Origin of the sequence: Rhodocytophaga rosea (assembly GCF_010119975.1) — a bacterium.
GTDB classification, from domain to species: domain Bacteria; phylum Bacteroidota; class Bacteroidia; order Cytophagales; family 172606-1; genus Rhodocytophaga; species Rhodocytophaga rosea.
This window is the reverse complement of sequence record NZ_CP048222.1, coordinates 5,525,038-5,542,597: the sequence shown is the minus strand read 5'-3', so window position 1 is coordinate 5,542,597 and position 17,560 is coordinate 5,525,038. Positions and strand designations below refer to the sequence as shown.

16 protein-coding genes are annotated in these 17,560 nt (G+C 41.1%); 8 read left to right on the top strand and 8 right to left on the bottom strand.

Going from position 1 to position 17,560, the window contains the following annotated elements; all coding sequences use genetic code 11:
• Positions 1–124: 124 nt before the first annotated feature.
• Entirely contained in the window at positions 125–535 is a 411-nt protein-coding gene (locus GXP67_RS22930) for a RidA family protein (protein ID WP_162445268.1), read from the bottom strand.
• Positions 536–1,190: 655 nt separating this feature from the next.
• Here GXP67_RS22930 and GXP67_RS22925 point away from each other — a divergent pair.
• The gene (locus GXP67_RS22925; protein WP_162445267.1) at positions 1,191–1,901 is read left to right on the top strand and encodes a DoxX family protein; all 711 of its coding nucleotides are present in this window, start codon (positions 1,191–1,193) and stop codon (positions 1,899–1,901) included.
• A gap of 116 nt (positions 1,902–2,017) precedes the next feature.
• Here GXP67_RS22925 and GXP67_RS22920 read toward each other — a convergent pair whose 3' ends face one another.
• Positions 2,018–2,494, bottom strand: a complete 477-nt coding sequence (locus tag GXP67_RS22920) for a hypothetical protein (protein ID WP_162445266.1) — start codon at positions 2,492–2,494, stop codon at positions 2,018–2,020.
• A gap of 754 nt (positions 2,495–3,248) precedes the next feature.
• Complete coding sequence (locus GXP67_RS22915) at positions 3,249–3,767, bottom strand: hypothetical protein (RefSeq protein ID WP_162445265.1); 519 nt, start codon at positions 3,765–3,767, stop codon at positions 3,249–3,251.
• Positions 3,768–4,025: 258 nt separating this feature from the next.
• Between GXP67_RS22915 and GXP67_RS22910 the strand changes: the two genes are divergently transcribed.
• The 5 genes from GXP67_RS22910 (at position 4,026) to GXP67_RS22890 (ending at position 8,002) form a co-directional block, all read left to right on the top strand.
• The gene (locus tag GXP67_RS22910) at positions 4,026–4,838 is read left to right on the top strand and encodes an enoyl-ACP reductase FabI (RefSeq protein ID WP_162445264.1); all 813 of its coding nucleotides are present in this window, start codon (positions 4,026–4,028) and stop codon (positions 4,836–4,838) included.
• A 154-nt stretch (positions 4,839–4,992) separates the two neighbouring features.
• Entirely contained in the window at positions 4,993–5,577 is a 585-nt protein-coding gene (locus GXP67_RS22905; protein WP_162445263.1) for a Crp/Fnr family transcriptional regulator, read from the top strand.
• 61 nt (positions 5,578–5,638) lie between these two features.
• Positions 5,639–7,051 (top strand): NAD(P)/FAD-dependent oxidoreductase, encoded by a 1,413-nt coding sequence (locus tag GXP67_RS22900; protein ID WP_162445262.1) that lies wholly within the window; start codon positions 5,639–5,641, stop codon positions 7,049–7,051.
• Between the two features lie 31 nt (positions 7,052–7,082).
• Positions 7,083–7,541, top strand: coding sequence for a DoxX family protein (locus tag GXP67_RS22895; protein ID WP_162445261.1), 459 nt, complete (start codon positions 7,083–7,085; stop codon positions 7,539–7,541).
• Positions 7,542–7,561: 20 nt separating this feature from the next.
• Positions 7,562–8,002, top strand: a complete 441-nt coding sequence (locus GXP67_RS22890) for a carboxymuconolactone decarboxylase family protein (RefSeq protein ID WP_162445260.1) — start codon at positions 7,562–7,564, stop codon at positions 8,000–8,002.
• Positions 8,003–8,051: 49 nt separating this feature from the next.
• Here the strand turns inward: GXP67_RS22890 and GXP67_RS22885 are convergent, their stop codons facing one another.
• On the bottom strand, positions 8,052–10,343 hold the full coding sequence (locus GXP67_RS22885) for a TonB-dependent receptor (RefSeq protein WP_162445259.1): 2,292 nt from the start codon (positions 10,341–10,343) through the stop codon (positions 8,052–8,054).
• Between the two features lie 251 nt (positions 10,344–10,594).
• Here GXP67_RS22885 and GXP67_RS22880 point away from each other — a divergent pair, with 251 nt between their 5' ends.
• Entirely contained in the window at positions 10,595–11,119 is a 525-nt protein-coding gene (locus GXP67_RS22880) for an NADPH-dependent FMN reductase (RefSeq protein ID WP_162445258.1), read from the top strand.
• A 280-nt stretch (positions 11,120–11,399) separates the two neighbouring features.
• Here the strand turns inward: GXP67_RS22880 and GXP67_RS22875 are convergent, their stop codons facing one another.
• On the bottom strand, positions 11,400–13,229 hold the full coding sequence (locus GXP67_RS22875; protein ID WP_162445257.1) for a hypothetical protein: 1,830 nt from the start codon (positions 13,227–13,229) through the stop codon (positions 11,400–11,402).
• A 375-nt stretch (positions 13,230–13,604) separates the two neighbouring features.
• Here GXP67_RS22875 and GXP67_RS22870 point away from each other — a divergent pair, with 375 nt between their 5' ends.
• The gene (locus GXP67_RS22870; protein WP_162445256.1) at positions 13,605–14,642 is read left to right on the top strand and encodes an ABC transporter permease; all 1,038 of its coding nucleotides are present in this window, start codon (positions 13,605–13,607) and stop codon (positions 14,640–14,642) included.
• Positions 14,643–14,645: 3 nt separating this feature from the next.
• Here the strand turns inward: GXP67_RS22870 and GXP67_RS22865 are convergent, their stop codons facing one another.
• From GXP67_RS22865 to GXP67_RS22855, 3 genes are all read right to left on the bottom strand, one after another.
• A complete protein-coding gene (locus tag GXP67_RS22865) occupies positions 14,646–15,017 on the bottom strand; it encodes a DMT family protein (protein WP_162448031.1) in 372 nt (123 codons plus the stop codon).
• Between the two features lie 71 nt (positions 15,018–15,088).
• A complete protein-coding gene (locus GXP67_RS22860) occupies positions 15,089–16,744 on the bottom strand; it encodes a sensor histidine kinase (RefSeq protein ID WP_162445255.1) in 1,656 nt (551 codons plus the stop codon).
• Between the two features lie 106 nt (positions 16,745–16,850).
• Positions 16,851–17,540: an SGNH/GDSL hydrolase family protein gene (locus GXP67_RS22855; RefSeq protein ID WP_162445254.1), complete on the bottom strand. Its 690-nt coding sequence runs from the start codon at positions 17,538–17,540 to the stop codon at positions 16,851–16,853.
• Positions 17,541–17,560 lie beyond the last annotated feature (20 nt).

Below are 17,560 nucleotides of genomic sequence, written 5' to 3'. Positions count from 1 at the left end.
ATCTATACTTTCGCTTCTCCGCCTGGAGCCGTTCAGCACATGCTGAATGTGAAAAAGTATTATCAGATTTAGATATAAGGCTTAGTTAAAAGTTGCTCCGTTCGCATGGCTTACTTTTCTATATTTACTTTTCTCTTTTGAAGGCAACCGCTTCAATTTCCACTAAATAATCGGGGTTAGCCAAACCTGCCACCACAATTCCGGAAATAACAGGCGGATTTTTTAATTTTTTTATAAAACTCTGTGCGCCTTCAAAACCTTTTCGTAGATCCTGACCTTGTACAATATAAATTGTCAATTTAAACAGGTCGTCTAAAGTTGCACCGCAGGACTTCAGAGCAGTTTCTATGTTCTTTAATGCGTACTCAGTTTGTAAGGCAATATCACCTTTTCCAATTATTTCCAGGTCTTTCGTTATAGCATTTTGCCCGCCAATGTAAATTGTATGGCCATTTCCTTTTGTAATGGCAATCTGAGAAAATGCAGGGTTTTTAAGTAACTCGTCGGGGTTAATAAATTCGATCTGGTTGTTCATCGCTTGTTTATTTAGTTATGGAAGTTGTTTATACAATAATTGTTAACGGATAGAGCTTGATATTGTGGCAGTATTTGTTATTCACTGGCCAAAACAAATGTTGATTTCTGAAAGCTAAATCCACATTTGTATTTAGAATCGCCCTTGCCTGCGATTTTTTATTTAGTTTTCTGCTTGTTTAAAAGCTTTTCATTCAAAATTTAAATGGTTGAACCACCACCGTGAATTAAAACGATCAGGCTTCCCTGACCGTACATTTCGTAATACATTTTCAGCCCGTTCACTTAGGAATAGCTGCTTGTCATTGTCTAATTTTCAGTGCTGATATTGGTATAGTAATTTCCACCCCTTTTTGTTATTGGTTCACGTGATCAAAATCAATATTACCAGCAATAAGTAAATAATACTTATTTTCATTTCCTCGAGCTTTCAATTATATACAGCCTTCCCATATAATGAACGCTACCGTTTCAGGTTGCTTGTGTTTTACAAGGTAAAGTGTCAAATTAAAAATATTCTCTTCCTGCACTAATTATAATTTATTTTTATTTACTTTGTAATTCAAAGTACTTTACAAATACTTATTAACGATTTGACGGAAGGAAAACAGATGGGATACAAAGCTATTGGTGGCCAATAACTTAACTTTTATTCTATGAATATTTCTGGCAAGCTTACCCGGATGTATAATGAAGCCAAGAGCAACAAATGGTTTCATTATTTTGCCATTTTCTGTCGTATTGTGCTGGCTCTGGGCTTTATTCCATCAGGATATGTAAAAATTATGGGAGAACAGTTTGCCAGTGGCTTATCCGTTAATCATCCGCTGGGGCACTATTTGGAAGCACTCTATTACACAGAATTCTACTACACCTTTATCGGTATTTCGCAGTTGCTAATTGCGCTTTTGTTGCTTATTCCGAGAACGGCTCTTCTGGGGGCATTAATGTCTTTCCCCATTATCCTCAATATTTGTATCCTGGCATATGCAGTCCGGTTTGAAGGCACCCGTATCACAACATTAATGGTGCTGGCCAATTTATACTTATTATGCTGGCACTACAACCGGATACAATTTATTTTGCCATTCAAACAAATTAAACAAGATGATTCCGCAGCAAGGAAAAAACAATGGAGCAGTAAATTTCCGTTCGTGTTTTTCGGGTGTGTTGTAGCGATCATAGCTGCCGTAGTAGTTATCAACCATTTTCTATACGACATCAGGCCTGGTAATTCCGAATTGGAATGCAGAAATGGATGTGGTGGCAATCGTAGTCCAAAAGCCTGCGAAGAATTTTGTGATTGCATTTATAATCAGGGCAAACCATTTCGTGAGTGCCTGAGCGGGTATAATAAAGCAAAATAAAGTTTTGTAGTATACATGTATTCTGTCACTCATGCTATTGCAAATGCACGCTTGGCGGCTGGCTTTCACAAGCGAGTTGAAATCAGTTACTTTTTAATTGTTGATTCGTAATCATTTTAAAATGCGTAGCCAATTCCTATGTTTAGGAGTGTCAGATAATTGATTCCTGCCCGGAAAATCAAACCTCCTGTAGGTTTTTGAAACCGGTAACCTAGAAAAATATCGGGTAATAGCTGGTCTGAAAATGGAGGGTCTGAGATACTGTTTGTCAGCATGTATTTCACGCCGGCATTAATCTCAAAATGAGAATTCTTAGCTCCAAATAAATGAACAAACGCACCATTCATATAATACCCCTCTCCGGCAACAAGAAACATTCCATGACCAACACCTAATCGCAGATTGCTTGATGATTTTGGGCGCAGAAATATATTTCGTTCATAATTAACATTGTATTCTATAAGGCCTACATATGCATGTACGATATTTAATTTATCGGACAATTTTTTTTGGGTATCTTGAGCTTTTAGGCTGTGCATAAAAAGTAGTACTACAAGAATTATATTAGAAAAATTCATGAATAAATTTCTCATAAGAAGGTGGTTTTGATGTTTTGAAATAGCAGCCAACGTTGAGGGCTTTGTGCAGGCGGAGATCATGACTACTGTCGTCCGTTTACGTCAGCCCATTAAAATTACAAATGTTGAATCTAGTCAAATGTTATTAACTCATCTGCCCAAGCTAAAGCCGATTCGAATGAACATAGCACCAAGTTGATTCGTCTGCTTGGGTTCCGGAAAAGCCTGTGCTGGCTACAGGCGGTTATTATTCAAAAAATACAACTATTTTCGTTTCATTAAATAGCTTTTTGTATAAAGTGAAGCGTATTTGATTTCTGCGCTCTACTTCTGGCCGTTGAACTATGAACTATCAACAGGTGTCTGTAAAATACTTTACTTGTTAAGCTGACCTGTCCCAAGAGGAAAATCCGAACAACAAAACAAGTGTCAATATTCGGTGGGATTTTACCATTCGATGTTGCTTGCAGCTAATTATTAAATATACAAAAGTTTTGTAGTAGGGTGTAGTATATTTTCGGTATTTTTTGAATACAAGATTGCACTTTGCTTGTCGTGTTATTGTATTGCCGCTATGGTATGCGCTTGTCCCTTTATGAGTATATTTTTAGAAAGCCTTAGTCATGTGGATACAGTGAATTAACTGCTTTATGTGTATGTATCTGAAAACCAAGCGGCACATCCGAAGTAGTTTTACCGCGGAGATTTACAAAAAAAGGCACTTGTGAGGGTGCCTTAAACAAAAATTTTATTGACTTAAAAACCTATATTAAAAGCAGAATCCGAGGGCAAGCTGGGCAGAAGGCTTAAATTCCGGTTTCACATTAAATACATCATCAGAAGGCGGATCGAAAAAGATAAGGGGCGATACACCAGCCGAAACCATTAGTCTGCCCTCCCGTTTCTGGTAACGGTAGCCAATACCTGGCGTAATGTACAGGTATTTATCAGACAGGTTGTCGCCACTGAGAAAAGTGCGGTACTTATGCACTTCCGGCGTAAGTCCCAGGCTTAGTTCCAGGTGATGGCTTCCGGGACTTGTAAAAGCTGTAAAAGCCACAGGCACAGAGAAATCTTCCCGTAATATCGAAAAGCCGAGCCGGTAACTATACGAAAGTTTCTTCCCCTGCCGGAAAATGCGCTCATAGTTTAAAGAATACACCGGACCTTTGCCGCCTGCTTCCAGAAAGATAATATTCTTCCGGAAGGCTGTGGCAGTTGAATCTGCGCAAATTCCGCTTGTGCCAGATAGAAATATGATACAAACAAGGGCAAGAAAATTTTTCATAGAATATTGTGGAATTGAGTAGATGAACACAGGTATCTTCCACTTTTATACAGATATAGTTAAGGAGGTAACAAACTCTTTATAAGTCAGATATATTGTTGAGCTGAAAAACCTGGTACATGCTTCCATACAGCTCATGTCTGCCTGCTAAATGATCCCGGTAGGAAACCAAAGCTGTTCTGAAAATTTAAGCCTTTGTCTGCTTTTTTCAGGGAAACTTATAACTTTAAATTTTTTAACCCTAAACACACCTGATAAATGGCTTATAATTTATTACAAGGAAAAAAAGGTATTATTTCCGGCGCCCTGGATGAAAAATCTATTGCCTGGAAAATCGCTCTGAAAGCAAAAGAAGAAGGTGCTACATTTACCCTCACCAATGCGCCTATCGCTATGCGGATGGGTCAGATCAATAAACTGGCTGAAGCGTGTGGGGCCGAAATCATTCCGGCGGATGCAACCTTGGTAGAGGATATCGAAAAATTATACACACGCTCGATGGAAGTGCTGGGCGGAAAAGTAGATTTTGTGCTCCACTCCATTGGCATGAGTCCGAATGTGCGGAAAGGCCGCTCCTATGGTGATTTAAATTATGAATGGTTCCTCAAAAGCCTGGATATTTCTGCCTTGTCTTTTCATAAAATGCTGCAGGTGGCTGAAAAACTGGATGCTATCAATGAATATGGTTCGGTAGTAGGCTTATCCTATATTGCGTCTCAACGTACGTTTCCCGATTATTCGGATATGGCCCAGGCAAAAGCAGTGCTCGAATCCATTGCCCGCAGTTATGGCTACCGCTATGGCAAACTGAAAAAAGTACGGGTTAATACCGTATCCCAGTCCCCCACCAAAACAACAGCAGGTACTGGTGTTGGCGGCTTTGATGCTTTCTTTGACTATGCCGATAAAATGTCTCCCCTGGGTAATGCCTCTGCCGAAGAATGTGCCGACTATGTAATTAGTCTCTTCTCTGATCTCACCCGCAAAGTGACCATGCAAAACCTGTATCACGATGGAGGTTTTTCCTCCTCTGGTATTTCGGAAGAGATTGTAGAGAAAATGAGACAATAGTTTGTATTTAATATCCTAATTTGATTTCAAATGCATTTCTCCCCGGAAATGCATTTTTTATGTGTACAAAATTCAAATTATAATGGAAGAATCAATTTAAAAGTTTTCTTACGCATGAAATGTATAAATTTCCACTTCAATATATTAGCACCCTATGTGTAAACAACTGCTCGATCACCTGTCAAAATTTGTACATCTGGATATAACAGAGCAGGATATACTCCAATCCTATTTACAGGTAACCACCATTTCCAGAAAAGACTTTCTCTTAAAAGAAGGACAGGTCTGCTCAGGGATGTATTTTGTGCTGGAAGGCTGTTTCCGTTTGTACTCAGTCACTGATAGTGGGGCAGAACAGATTTTACAATTCGGCATAGAAAACTGGTGGATCAGCGATTACCGTAGTTTTGAAAACAGAGTTCCTTCTCCCTATTATATACAGGCCGTAGAAGATTCACAAGTAGTTGTAATTTCCAGCGAGGTATATGAGGAATTATTTCACAAAATTCCTAAGCTGGAGCGCTATTTCCGGCTGATGATGCAACGGGCTTATACAGCTGCTTTGCGGAAAATGGAATTGTTTCTGAGTGAATCTGCAGAGGCAAGGTATCAGCAGTTCAGTAAAAATTTTCCGGATTTTGTGCAGCGGATTCCGCAATATATGCTGGCTTCTTTTCTGGGTTTTACCCCTGAATTTCTGAGTATGCTGCGGGCTAAAAACAGGCGAAGCGTTTCTTAAAGTAGTTTAAGAGAAAAGTCTGACGGATTGATGACCTTTGTTATGACCAACAAAAGGTATCATGAAAACGCTAACATTCCCCTCTTTTATAAATTTTCTGGCGCAGGAAGAAACTTTGCTTTCGCCAGAACCTGTCCGGAAAAATACTTTGGCTGTTACTGAATCATCTGTACAACAACTCAATAAAGTACCGTCACCTACTTCTAAAAAACATATTGTGATCGTAGGCGGAGGGTTTGCCGGTTTAAATCTGATCCAGCATTTATATAAGAACACCCATTACCGCATTACGCTGGTAGATAAAAATAACTATAATTTTTTCAATCCGCTGCTCTATCAGGTGGCTACCGGTTTTCTGGAACCTGCCAGCATCAGTTATCCGTTCCGTAAACTGTTCCGCAATAAGGGAATCACTTTCCGGATGGCTGAACTGGTTCGTATAAATCCCCAAAGCCAGACAATTCAGTTAAGTGACGGTGAACTACAGTATGATTATCTTGTACTGGCGGCCGGGGCTAAAACTAATTTTTTCGGAAATGAAACCATTGAGAAAAATGCCATTTCCCTGAAAGGAATGGATGATGCCATTTATATGCGAAATGAACTGATTAAAACCCTGGAAAAAGCCGCCATTGAAAAAGATCCCATCGAACGCAAAAAACTCCTGACTATGGTTGTAGTAGGTGGTGGTCCTACAGGTGTGGAAGTGGCCGGTATGCTGGCTGAAATGAAAAACTTTATTCTGACAAAGGAGTATCCGGAACTAGCCGGAGCCGGAGGACAAATTATAATTGTGGATGCAATGCCTCACTTGCTGGCACCCATGAGTGAAAAAACCCATACAGAAACCTACGAAGCGCTGGTTGAATTAGGTGTCAGGGTAAAGCTGAATACACGGGTGGTAAATTTTGAGAACGACCAGGTACAGTTTTCCGATGGCGAAGTTATGGAATCAAAAACATTGATATGGGCGGCTGGTATTACAGCTCATACGTTTGAAGGTATTCCGGAAACCAGCCTTGGCGCAGGAAAACGGATTGTTACCGACGAATTTAACCAGATAAAAGGCCTCAAAAATGTATATGCCATTGGTGACATCAGCATTCAACAAACTGACCCGGTATATCCGAAAGGGCATCCGCAGCTGGCACAGGTCGCTATTCAGCAGGGAACTACCCTGGCCAGAAATTTAAAAGCTATGTCAAAAAACAAAAAATTAAAACCCTTTCACTATTTTGACCGGGGCGATATGGCAATCGTTGGCCGTCACCATGCTGTAGCCGACCTGTTTAAGCATAAACTGCATCTGAATGGTTTTCTAGGACTGCTCAGCTGGCTGTTTATTCACCTGGTTTCTCTGGTCAACTATAATAATAAGATAAAAACTCTCTATGGATGGGTAGTTGCCTATCTCACCAGAGACCAGGCGCTCCGGATGATTTTTAAGCCGGCCAACCACAAAGAATCTGTTTAAATTAAATCCATCTATCCTAAATGTATACACTATGAAGTCTTACGCCACACATGCCCAGTTGTATTTGCGTCTTGCCCTGGGAATCGGATTTTTGAACGCGGTACTAGACCGGTTTGGCTGGTTAGGCGCTCCGGGAGAAAACAATGTAGCCTGGGGAAACTGGAACAATTTTCTGGATTATACCTATGTGTTACTTCCCTTTCTGAGCAGGCCGCTATCTGATATAATGGGCTGGATGGCAACGATTGCTGAAGTGCTGTTTGGCGTATTGCTGATGGTCGGATATCAGACAAGACTTATGGCTTTAGGCAGTTTTGTGCTAACGCTGCTGTTTGCCTTATCTATGGCTCTCACCTTAGGTATCAGGGCCCCTTTGAATTATTCAGTATTTGCCGTGAGTGCCGGTTCGCTGTTATTAGCTGCATTTCCAGCCTATTCTTACAGCATTGATTCTCTGCTTACCGCCAAAAAAAGTAAAATATTTTCTTAACCTGTATGCTCTTACACACCATGAACTCTCGAATAGTAATGAAAGAAGTAGAGCCAAAAGCCTACGAAACGATGTTCTCCTTTGAAAAATACCTGAGCAGAACTAAACTGACACCCATTCAAAAACATCTGATTAAAATCAGAGCTTCCCAGATCAATGGGTGTGCATTTTGTATCGACATGCACACCAAAGAAGCCAGGGTATTAGGCGAAACCGAACAACGGATTTATGCCCTTAATGCCTGGCGTGAAACACCTTATTTTACTGAAGTTGAACGGGCCATTTTAGCGCTTACCGAAGAGATTACGCTTATTCATCAGAAAGTTTCCGATGAAACTTATGCCAATGCTGCCAGATTATTAGATGAAGTGAGTTTAGCACAAATTATTATGGCGATTATTGGAATTAATGCCTGGAACCGTATTGCAATCAGCACACACATGATGCCGCCACTGGATTAACCCTAAGCAGTATAATCTTGCTGCATGGAAAATTAATAATATTATATTTTCAGTCTCTGGCTTTAAACAGGTATTTCACTGATACTCCTCCATAATAATTCCGGTCAGCCGCCGGATTGAAAAATCTGTTTCCAAAGGCATTCAGGTCATTTCCCAGACTGTAGCGGGTATTTAATGCATTATCTATACCGGCATAAGCCTGTAATTCGACCAGATTGAACTGCTTTTTCCAGCCAATGCGGCCACTGAGTAAGGTATAATCTACAGCATTCTCGGAATTGGCATCGTTGAGCGGAATGATATCGGTATAAGTATAAGTGATATTGGCATAAAACCCAGGTTTAGATTGTACGTCAATACCTGCTACTACTATATTTGGGGCTACACCGGCAATCTTTTTTCCTGAAAAATCAGTGGTATTTTGCTGATAGTTTTTGTATTTGAAATCATTAAACGTATAATTCAGTAGCAGCCGAACGCCGGAAATAATTTGTGCCGGATTGTTTACCAGTGCAAATGAGTTGGCCAGTTCAATTCCTTTTTGTGAAGTAGCGCCAGCATTTATAAAATACTCCGCTCCGCTATCTGTAGACCGGCGTACGATCGTTTCCCGGAGTTGCAAGGAGAAACCAGTAAGATCAAAAGAATACCTGTTTTGCAGCAAACTTCCCCGGAAGCCAAGTTCATAATTCACGCCAATTTCAGGTTTCAGGCCAGTATTAAAAGTAGCTTCAGAAGGACGGACTTCTGTAATTGCTGGTGGTGAATAGCCAAACCCAATACTTCCATGTAGCGCAAAACGGTCGTGCCAGTTTTTGAGCAGGGCGATTCTGGGAGAAACCACCGGGCTGAACTTACGGTCCTGCTGCTGAAATGGCGGCACTCCGGATAACCGAAGCAGATTATATGTAAGTCGGTTGTAACTTGCTCCGGCGGTCAATACAATATCATGGGGCAATTCCAGTTCAGCCTGGGCAAAAATAAAATACTGGGTAGCACCAATTTCATCGTCGAATTGCAGGGTATCTGGTTGCCCCAGGTTATTTCCATATACCCGGTCGGAGGCAAAATAGGTCTGGAATTCGGCGCCAGCCGTATATTTGATAGTAGTATTTCCTAAGTCTTGTACATAAGCAAATTTGGTACGGCCGCCAAATCCTTGTTCGGCTCTGCGTTCATAATTGGAAATAAATGGATTTTCAAATTTTCCGGAGGTAGCATAGATAGAAGTACTATTGCTGAATTTGCTGTTAAAGGTATATTGCTGGGAAGCACCTACAAAAAAAGTTTTATTATAAATAGCCGCTTTCTGTTCAATACTGCTCCGGTTCGGGCCGGCTGCCGGTCTGGAAAGCCTGGGATTCTGCTGAAATTGTGCCCTGGTGAGGCCGCCTGGGGTCTGGTAGTACAAATCTGAATAAAATCCGCTTACCTGTATCGTTCTTTTTTCGCTTTTGAACGGCTGGTAATAAAAATGAAACATATCTCTGCGCATGGCACTCTGCTCTCTATACCCATCTGACTCTAAACGGGAATATCCGGCCACTAATGGTGTATCTCCATCCGTTTGCACCAGCGTTTGCAATCCTTTTAACCCGTAAGATCCCACAATACCAGAAACCTGCACACCAGGCTTATTTTCTCCTTTTGCCAAACTTTGCAGCAATACCGTTCCCCCAGTACCGGCGCCGTAAATACTTCCGGCTGGACCTTTGATGATTTCCATATTCTGAATGGCATTAAAATCCATCAGGTTCAGATAGGTATTGCCGCCAGGGTCGGTAAAAGGAATATCGTTCCAGTATACTTTTACATTCCGCACCCCAAACGGAGCCCGGATGAGGCTTCCCCGGATCGAAAGGCGGTAACTTCCCGGCGAACGTTCTTCCATCCGCACCCCAGGAACCGTATTAACCGCCGGAAGCAGGGAAGTATTGCTGAATCGTTGCAGGTCTACATTGGAAAGTAAGGCTATAGAACCAGCTGTCTCTATTAACTTGCGGTTGGTTTCGTAGCCGGTCACCACTACTTCATTCAGCGTACGAATAGATTCTTGTAAACGGATTTCTATATATGTTTGGCCTGCCTTAATCTGTATAGTTTGCGGTGTATATCCCAGGCTATTTACCGTAAATGATGAGATAAGCGTATCTGTCCGGATCTCAAAATTACCTTCGGCATTGGTCGTTCCCAGTAAAATCAAATTAGGTGTATATAATTGTGCTGCTTCTACTGGTTCTTGCGTTTGTGCATCTAGTACTTTTCCGGTAATAATAGTCTGCGCATGTACATTGAAACACAAATAAAGAAATCCAAGGAACAGAAAAGTATATTTTTTCATGTAACAAATCAAAAAGGTGGTAGCTTAAAAAGCGAATCTAAATAAATTACGTTTGTTGTGGAGTAATAGATTAAAAATAAAGTTTGTTTTAATCGCTATCTATTTAAAAACACATTCTATTTTGCCGGGAGTTTTACTTTTGTAGTCGCAATAAGCTACACAGCATAGGTTAAATACGAGTGTAAACCTAAATGACGTCTGTGCTGTTATGTGTTAAAATTAGTTGAAAAGGTATTTCAGGAAACTTTTACATGATCACGATCATCTGCGGCACGAACCGGGCAAACTCTATTTCTAAAATTATTTCTTTACATTATCAGCAACTCCTGGCCAGACATCAGGTAGAAAGTATTATTCTCGACTTGAGAGACCTCCCTCCCGATTTTACACATACTGCCTTATACAGCAATTCCGGCAAAAATCCGGCATTCAACGAACTCCGGAAACTCATTGAACAAAGCGATAAATTTGTATTTGTAGTGCCGGAATACAATGGTTCCTATCCGGGAGTGCTCAAGGCTTTTATTGACGGCCTGAAATACCCCAGCTCGTTGAATAATAAAAAAGCAGCGCTGGTCGGACTATCTTCCGGCGTACAAGGTGGTGCTGCTGCCCTGAGCCACCTGAGCGATGTACTGAGCTACCTGGGCATGGATATGATCGGTTTACGGGTAAAACTGTCCAGAATCGAAGCCAACATGACGGATAACCAGATTACCAATCCTATCTATAACCAGCTACTGGAAAGCCAGGTACAAAAACTGATCGCCTTCTAAATTTGTCAATGGCCTATAGTGCCTAATTTATTAGGCAGCAATAAAATAATATTCAAATAAAAACTAATATGCGTATTTGCTGATAACAGCTTTTGCAGGAGTCACCTTATACAACCTTTGGGTCAGCATTGGCCATGTGCGGGTTGTATAGAGTGACGGATGCGAAAGCGGGGCCTCTCCGGCCCTGGAGGAGGAAAGGCAGTATATGGACTGTATGAAATTTCCAGAAGCTTAATATCACTGAATGAAATATATTACTGATAAATGGCCAGTTAACCAATTACAACTTCCGCTCGATCCACAAATAAGCCATACTTCCCAGAAAGAGTAAGAAAAACCAAAGAGAGGAAACAGGCTTTGTAACAAACTGACTGACACTTGTTGAAGATGCTGTAAGTTTCATATGCTGGCGGTTGGCCCATTGTAAAGTAGCTTCCCTCCTCTCCTTCCATTGCAGGTCTTTCCAATTGGAGGAAGAATAAATATAATGCCAGTAAGGATTTCCTCCTTCTGTTTGTACCACCCTCCAGCCAGTTGAATCCGGCCAGAACGTGCCTTTCCATCGCTGTGGATTCAATGCATCCTGTGCTAAGTAAAAAGAAACATTGCCGCTCAACCCAACTGGTGTTTGTGATGCATAAGTTGTTAAGGTGTATGTAAGCGGATGATGTACCAATGGTATTTTCGAAGCAATCTGCCAGGTTTGTTCCGGTTCTTTGCCAGCTACAAGGCTACTGAGCAATGCAGACCAATAACTGGAATATAGTGTTTGTTTTCCATCCAGCACCCACATATAGCTTGAATTTAGCAGGCTTGCCATCATTTTCCCCCTGCCCCACACCTGCGTACTCACCAGGATTCCTCCTTTTTCATCCTGCACCATTGGCCTGGTTCCAGGGCTATATTCTATTCTGGCACCTGTTGCGCTAATGGAAACTGCACCTGATGACATATCTGGCCAGGTAACTCTCGTAGGTTGTTCTTCCAGCCTGGGCGGCGTATTAATTTTAAATGAATTTGTAAACAAGTTCCCTTTCCTGTTCTGCGGTTCTTTCCAGAGAATGAGCAGCCCTACACCTTTTTCCTCCATTGCCTGTTGTAAGGCTGCCTGTTCTCGGCTACTCAACCCACTTACCGACTGCTCATCTGCAATCACAAGATCTATAGTTTCCAGCAGTGTAGCATTCAGGGTATTGGCATTTACTTTCTCCTGGTTAATGTATTCGGTACGGTACTTATCCCGGCTAATGGTGGTACGCACGATACCAGTATATTGCCTTTCGGAAAGCCATGTTTTCAGGAATTTTACTTCAAATCCCGGAAATGATTCCAGAATGATAAACCGTATGAGAGAAGGCGGCTCCACCAGAATGGGTATTTTCTCTGCTGCAATCAGACGATTATTTATGAACACATTGAGGCTATATACAAAGCTACCTGATTCTTTTACCAAGGTTTGTAAATCAAATTCCTTTGTCTGGCTGGCAGGTATTTCCAAGGAATCCAGCCGGAGACCGAATCCTTCTAATACCAGTTTTACAGGCTGTGCCGCTTTGTTTTCATAGATTCCTTGTAGGTGTAAAGCTTCTCCGGCTTGTGTTAGTTGCGGCCAGTGTACAGCATGAAAACCTCCTTCTAACAGAGAAAGGTGAGGAATCGCTTGCAGAGAATCAAGTGCGTCTAATTCTACATGGCTTAATCCATAACCCAGGATATGTAATCGGTTTACCTGTGGATGATTCCGCCGCAAATAGGCTATATCTGGTGTCCATTTTACTTCCTGCTTAGCGAATGATTGAGAAGAAGAACTATCCGTTGTAAAGATAGCTGGCACATCTCCGGTAAAGGTTTGAAGCAGCGATTGTAAACTATCCTGGTTTGTTCCTTCTGTCAATAAAATGGCTTCTTGTGGCAAAACAGTTTGTCTGAATTGTGGTTTTAATGCAAGCATCATCAAAGATATCATGCCCACACTACTGGCGGCCATACGCCAGGCAAGGCGTTTCTTATTGACTCGCCTCCAGGCTAACCAGGCTAACAGTAGCAATACAAGCAGCGAAACACCCGATGCCAGGTATAGAAAGGATAAATCTGCATCAAATGTTACCATAAAAAAAGTAAATATACGTTTGCCTGCTGAATGGGAAAGATAGTATTATGCTACTTTACAAAGATTGCCGCTATCAGGCAAATTTCTGATTTTTTCTCAGAAACAAACGATGCGCATTTCATTTTATAGAAGATGTTGCCGTATACTTCTTTCCTAAACAAAGATATATGGCACAAACCATCTGTTTGTGAAGGAACTCTAAAGTCGCATATACAGCATTTTAAAGCTTGAAAGTTTTTCCGGAATATTAACTTTTCAAGGCTAAACTATCTTCTGTTCAGAAATTGAATAAAATTTAAGTAAATTACCCACCTTGTTTATTATCATTTTTAGTCACATAGCCACCTGAACTAGTTTATTAAGAATTTTTGACATATGTCTTCAAAAATAGAAGTAGAGCCATTACCAGTAAATACACCAGCAGGCGCCGGACGATTGCCAGGACCTAAAAAGATCATTCTCCAGTTTGCTCCGTTTTTTGGATTGCTTTCGGTGTTTATCCTGTTTATTATTCTCTGTCCACCTGAGTTTTACAGCTTTTATAATATAAAAACCATTATTACGCAAACGGTTATTGTGGGTATTGCTGCAATGGGCATGACCATTGTGATTATTTCCGGTGGCATCGACCTGAGTGTAGGTTCGCAGATCGCACTGGGCACCGTGGTCATTGCAACCATACTTAACATGGGGGGTAATGTACCGGAAGCAGGCGTGGGGATTTCATTTTTGGCAGCCATTGGTGGCATTGCTGCTTGTGCGGTTTGTGGCTGGCTGATCGGTCTTACTACTTCCAGGCTTAAAATTGTACCTTTTATTATCACGCTGGGTATGATGCAAATTGCCAGGGGTATTGCCAAATGGATTGGAAAAGAACAAACCGTGAGTACACCTGCCAATGGCCTGCAAAAACTCATGCTACTCGACCCTGAACCAGGCTGGCTCATTTTTGCTCCCGGTGTATGGATGACCATTTTGCTGGTAGCCTTTACCGCTATTCTGTTAAAGTATACTGTTTTTGGCCGATATATTTTTGCAATTGGTTCTAATGAAAAAACAGCCCGCTTGTGTGGAATTAATATTTCACTTAACCGTATTGCTATTTACACCCTCAGTTCCATGTTTGTCGGGATATCTTCCATTATGCAGTACAGCAACCTGACGGTAGGCGACCCTACAGCAGCTGCCGGTATGGAACTCGATATTATTGCAGCGGTGGTAATTGGAGGAGGCTCATTGAGTGGAGGCGAAGGAAGTGCCATGGGCTCTATTATTGGCGCACTCATTATGGCGGTACTGCGCAACGGCTGTAATATGCTGGGTGTGCCTAACTTTGTACAGGAGGTAATTATCGGCGTAATTATCATCGGCGCTGTAGCCATTGACCGGCTCAAACACCGCATTAAAGCATAATACTTACCATTTTTTGAAGATAAAAAAAACTGCCAGCACAATCAGCAGAAAGCCAACCATATGGTTCCAGGCCATTTTTTCTGTGCGGAACACAAAAACGGTGATCAGGATAAACACAATCAGTGAAACGGCTTCCTGGATGGTTTTTAACTCAAACAATGAAAACGGCCCTCCATTGTCGCGGTAGCCAATTTTATTGGCAGGCACCTGAAAGATATATTCGAAAAAAGCCAGTCCCCAGCTGATCATGATCACTGCTACCAGACCCAGGCCTTTGAGCCAGGAAATATGTTTAAACTGCAAATGTCCATACCAGGCTAAAGTCATAAATATATTGGATAGGATCAACAGCAGGATGGAATAAACGCCTTTCATAGGTATTTTTTCGGCAATAGTACTCAAATTTTGGGTTGTACTTTTATAATAAGCGACAAAAAACTGGCATATTATGCGTTTTTCAGAAAAAGGGAAAAAATAGTACCTTGTTCGGGTTCGCTTTTAACTTCGATTTTTCCGCCTAAAGCCATGATTTGCGTTTTTACCAGATATAATCCAAGGCCTTTTCCTTCCACATGAAAATGAAAACGTTTATAGAGATTGAATAAATTGTTTTTATAAGTTTTCAAGTCCATTCCGAGGCCATTATCTCCTACATCGATTCTGGTATAGCCATTTTCGCGTACAGAAGTGATAGAAATTTCAGGACGCCTGTTGGGATGGCGGTATTTGATGGCGTTGCTAAACAGATTATATATAATGCTCTCCAGGTAAGGAGCCAGTGAGTAAACGGATTTTGCGCCTAATTCTCTTTTTATTAAAGCGCCGGTCTCCTGAATTTCAGCCGTAAGGATAGTAGTTGCCTTATCTACAAGCGCATCCAGCTTAATTTCGCTCAGCATCTGCGAACCGGTCTTTTGTACTTCCAGAATCATGGTAAGGTCTTTAATCACCTGATCGAGATCGTGGGTAGACTTCACCATCATCCCGATAATTGATTTGGCTTCTGAATCATTTTGAGCCATTTCAAGAATAGAAGCCAGGCCAGTTAACCGGGCCATCGGACCTCTCAGGTTATGAGAAATAATGTAGGCAAACTGTTCCAGGCTCCGGTTGTATTCAATCAGTTCCAGATTGGTTTGTTTTAAATCATACGTCTGCCTCTCTACTTCCCTGGCCAGTTCATCGTGTTTGGATTGAATTTCGTGGTGTTGCTGCTCAATAATTTTGTTGGCTTCCTGCAAAGCTGCATATTGCTCACCCAATTCATTTCTACGTGCTTCTATTTCTCTCTGGTGCAATTCCAGCTGCTCATTGCGAGCGGTAATTTCCTCATACTGGGCACCTATCATTTTATTTTGCTCGACCACTTCTTTGGTGCGCTCTCTCACCATCCGTTCGAGCATTTCATTTTGTTCGGCCACAATTGTATAGTTTTCCTCAGTAGATTGCCGGAGTTTTTCAGACAGGTAAAAATCCCGTCTCGCATGATAGGCCATAAAGGCGAGCGTAGGAACTGCCAGAAAGAAGAGAATAATCTGAAGCAAATAACTATTGCGGACAGCTTCCAGATATTCTGCATAGGCTTGCTGCTTTATATTATTCTCAAAATCATTTACATCCTTACTAAAGGAATTAAAAGCTGTCCAGGCACTAAATCCAGGATCAGGTTTAAGTATTTCTGAAAATTTTTCCTTTTCACCCTTTAATAGATGGGTTTTCATGTCATCGATAACGGTATAATACTTATAAACCCCTTCCCGCATGGAGGTGAATTTTTCCATGTCATACCCCTGCTTATGAAGCGAGTTTTCCAGACTGGAATAGATAATGTCCTTATTTTGAATGCAACTATCTGCTGTTTCTAAAAAATCATTGTTATTCGTCAGCGCATAACTCCGCAGCATCATGTCGATCAGGTGCAGATTTCTGATTACTTCTGTGGTATTTACCTTTATTTTTTCTGCTTCCTCATAGATGGCTACATTTCGTCTGATGGTCTCACTGTTCTGATAAATGAGGTAGATGTTTCCGATCAGTAAAAAGGTGATGAGAAGTACAATCCAGTAAATGGTATAGCCTTTAAAAACTCCTCTCAGGTCCATAGCAGTAGTTTATTAGGTAAGTGTCAGCATAAAAAACATTAAATAATTTGAATGAAATAAATTAACAGATTCCCGATTTGAAACAGATACAAAACTTTTATGTACTCTATTTCAGAAATTTGCTCATTTGGGCAGCTACAAAAGCGTTTCCTTCTTTATTTAAATGCACGCCATCACTAGTAAGAATATTTTTATCCTGATTGGCTGTATTATTTGTTTTTAAGTGATCTATAAAAGCTTTACGCAGGTCACATAGCTTGCTACCAGTAGCTTTGGCTACCTTCCGGCTGATGTCTGAATATTCATCCAGCATTTTATCCTGCGGATTACTGCCATCTGTTTTTTCGCCAATTACACTGGGCGTACAAAGTACCACTTTAGCACCTGTATTTTTAATTTGTGTAATTACATCTATAAGTCCTGCCTCAAATTTGTCGGCAGGGGTGCCCTGGCCGTTGGTATTAGGATGGGTAAAATGCCAGACATCGTTAATGCCTATATAAATAATGACCAGGTCTGGTTGTTTGGAAAGCACATCTTTCTCCAGGCGTTTTTGTAGATCAGTCACTTTATTGCCGCTGATGCCGGCACCAATTAATTCAAATTTATCACTTTTCCCTTTCTGGGCCAGTGTTTTATTTAATACATCAATATAGCCATCCGGCTGTACAGCCGCCTGGGTAATAGAGTCGCCAAAGAATACTATCTTCTTTTTCTTGGGAAGCATTACAAAACCTGAAAAGGCAATGGAAGGAATAAGCAGCCAGATAATAATCTGTTTTAATTGTTTGTTCATAGATAATAACCCAATTAATC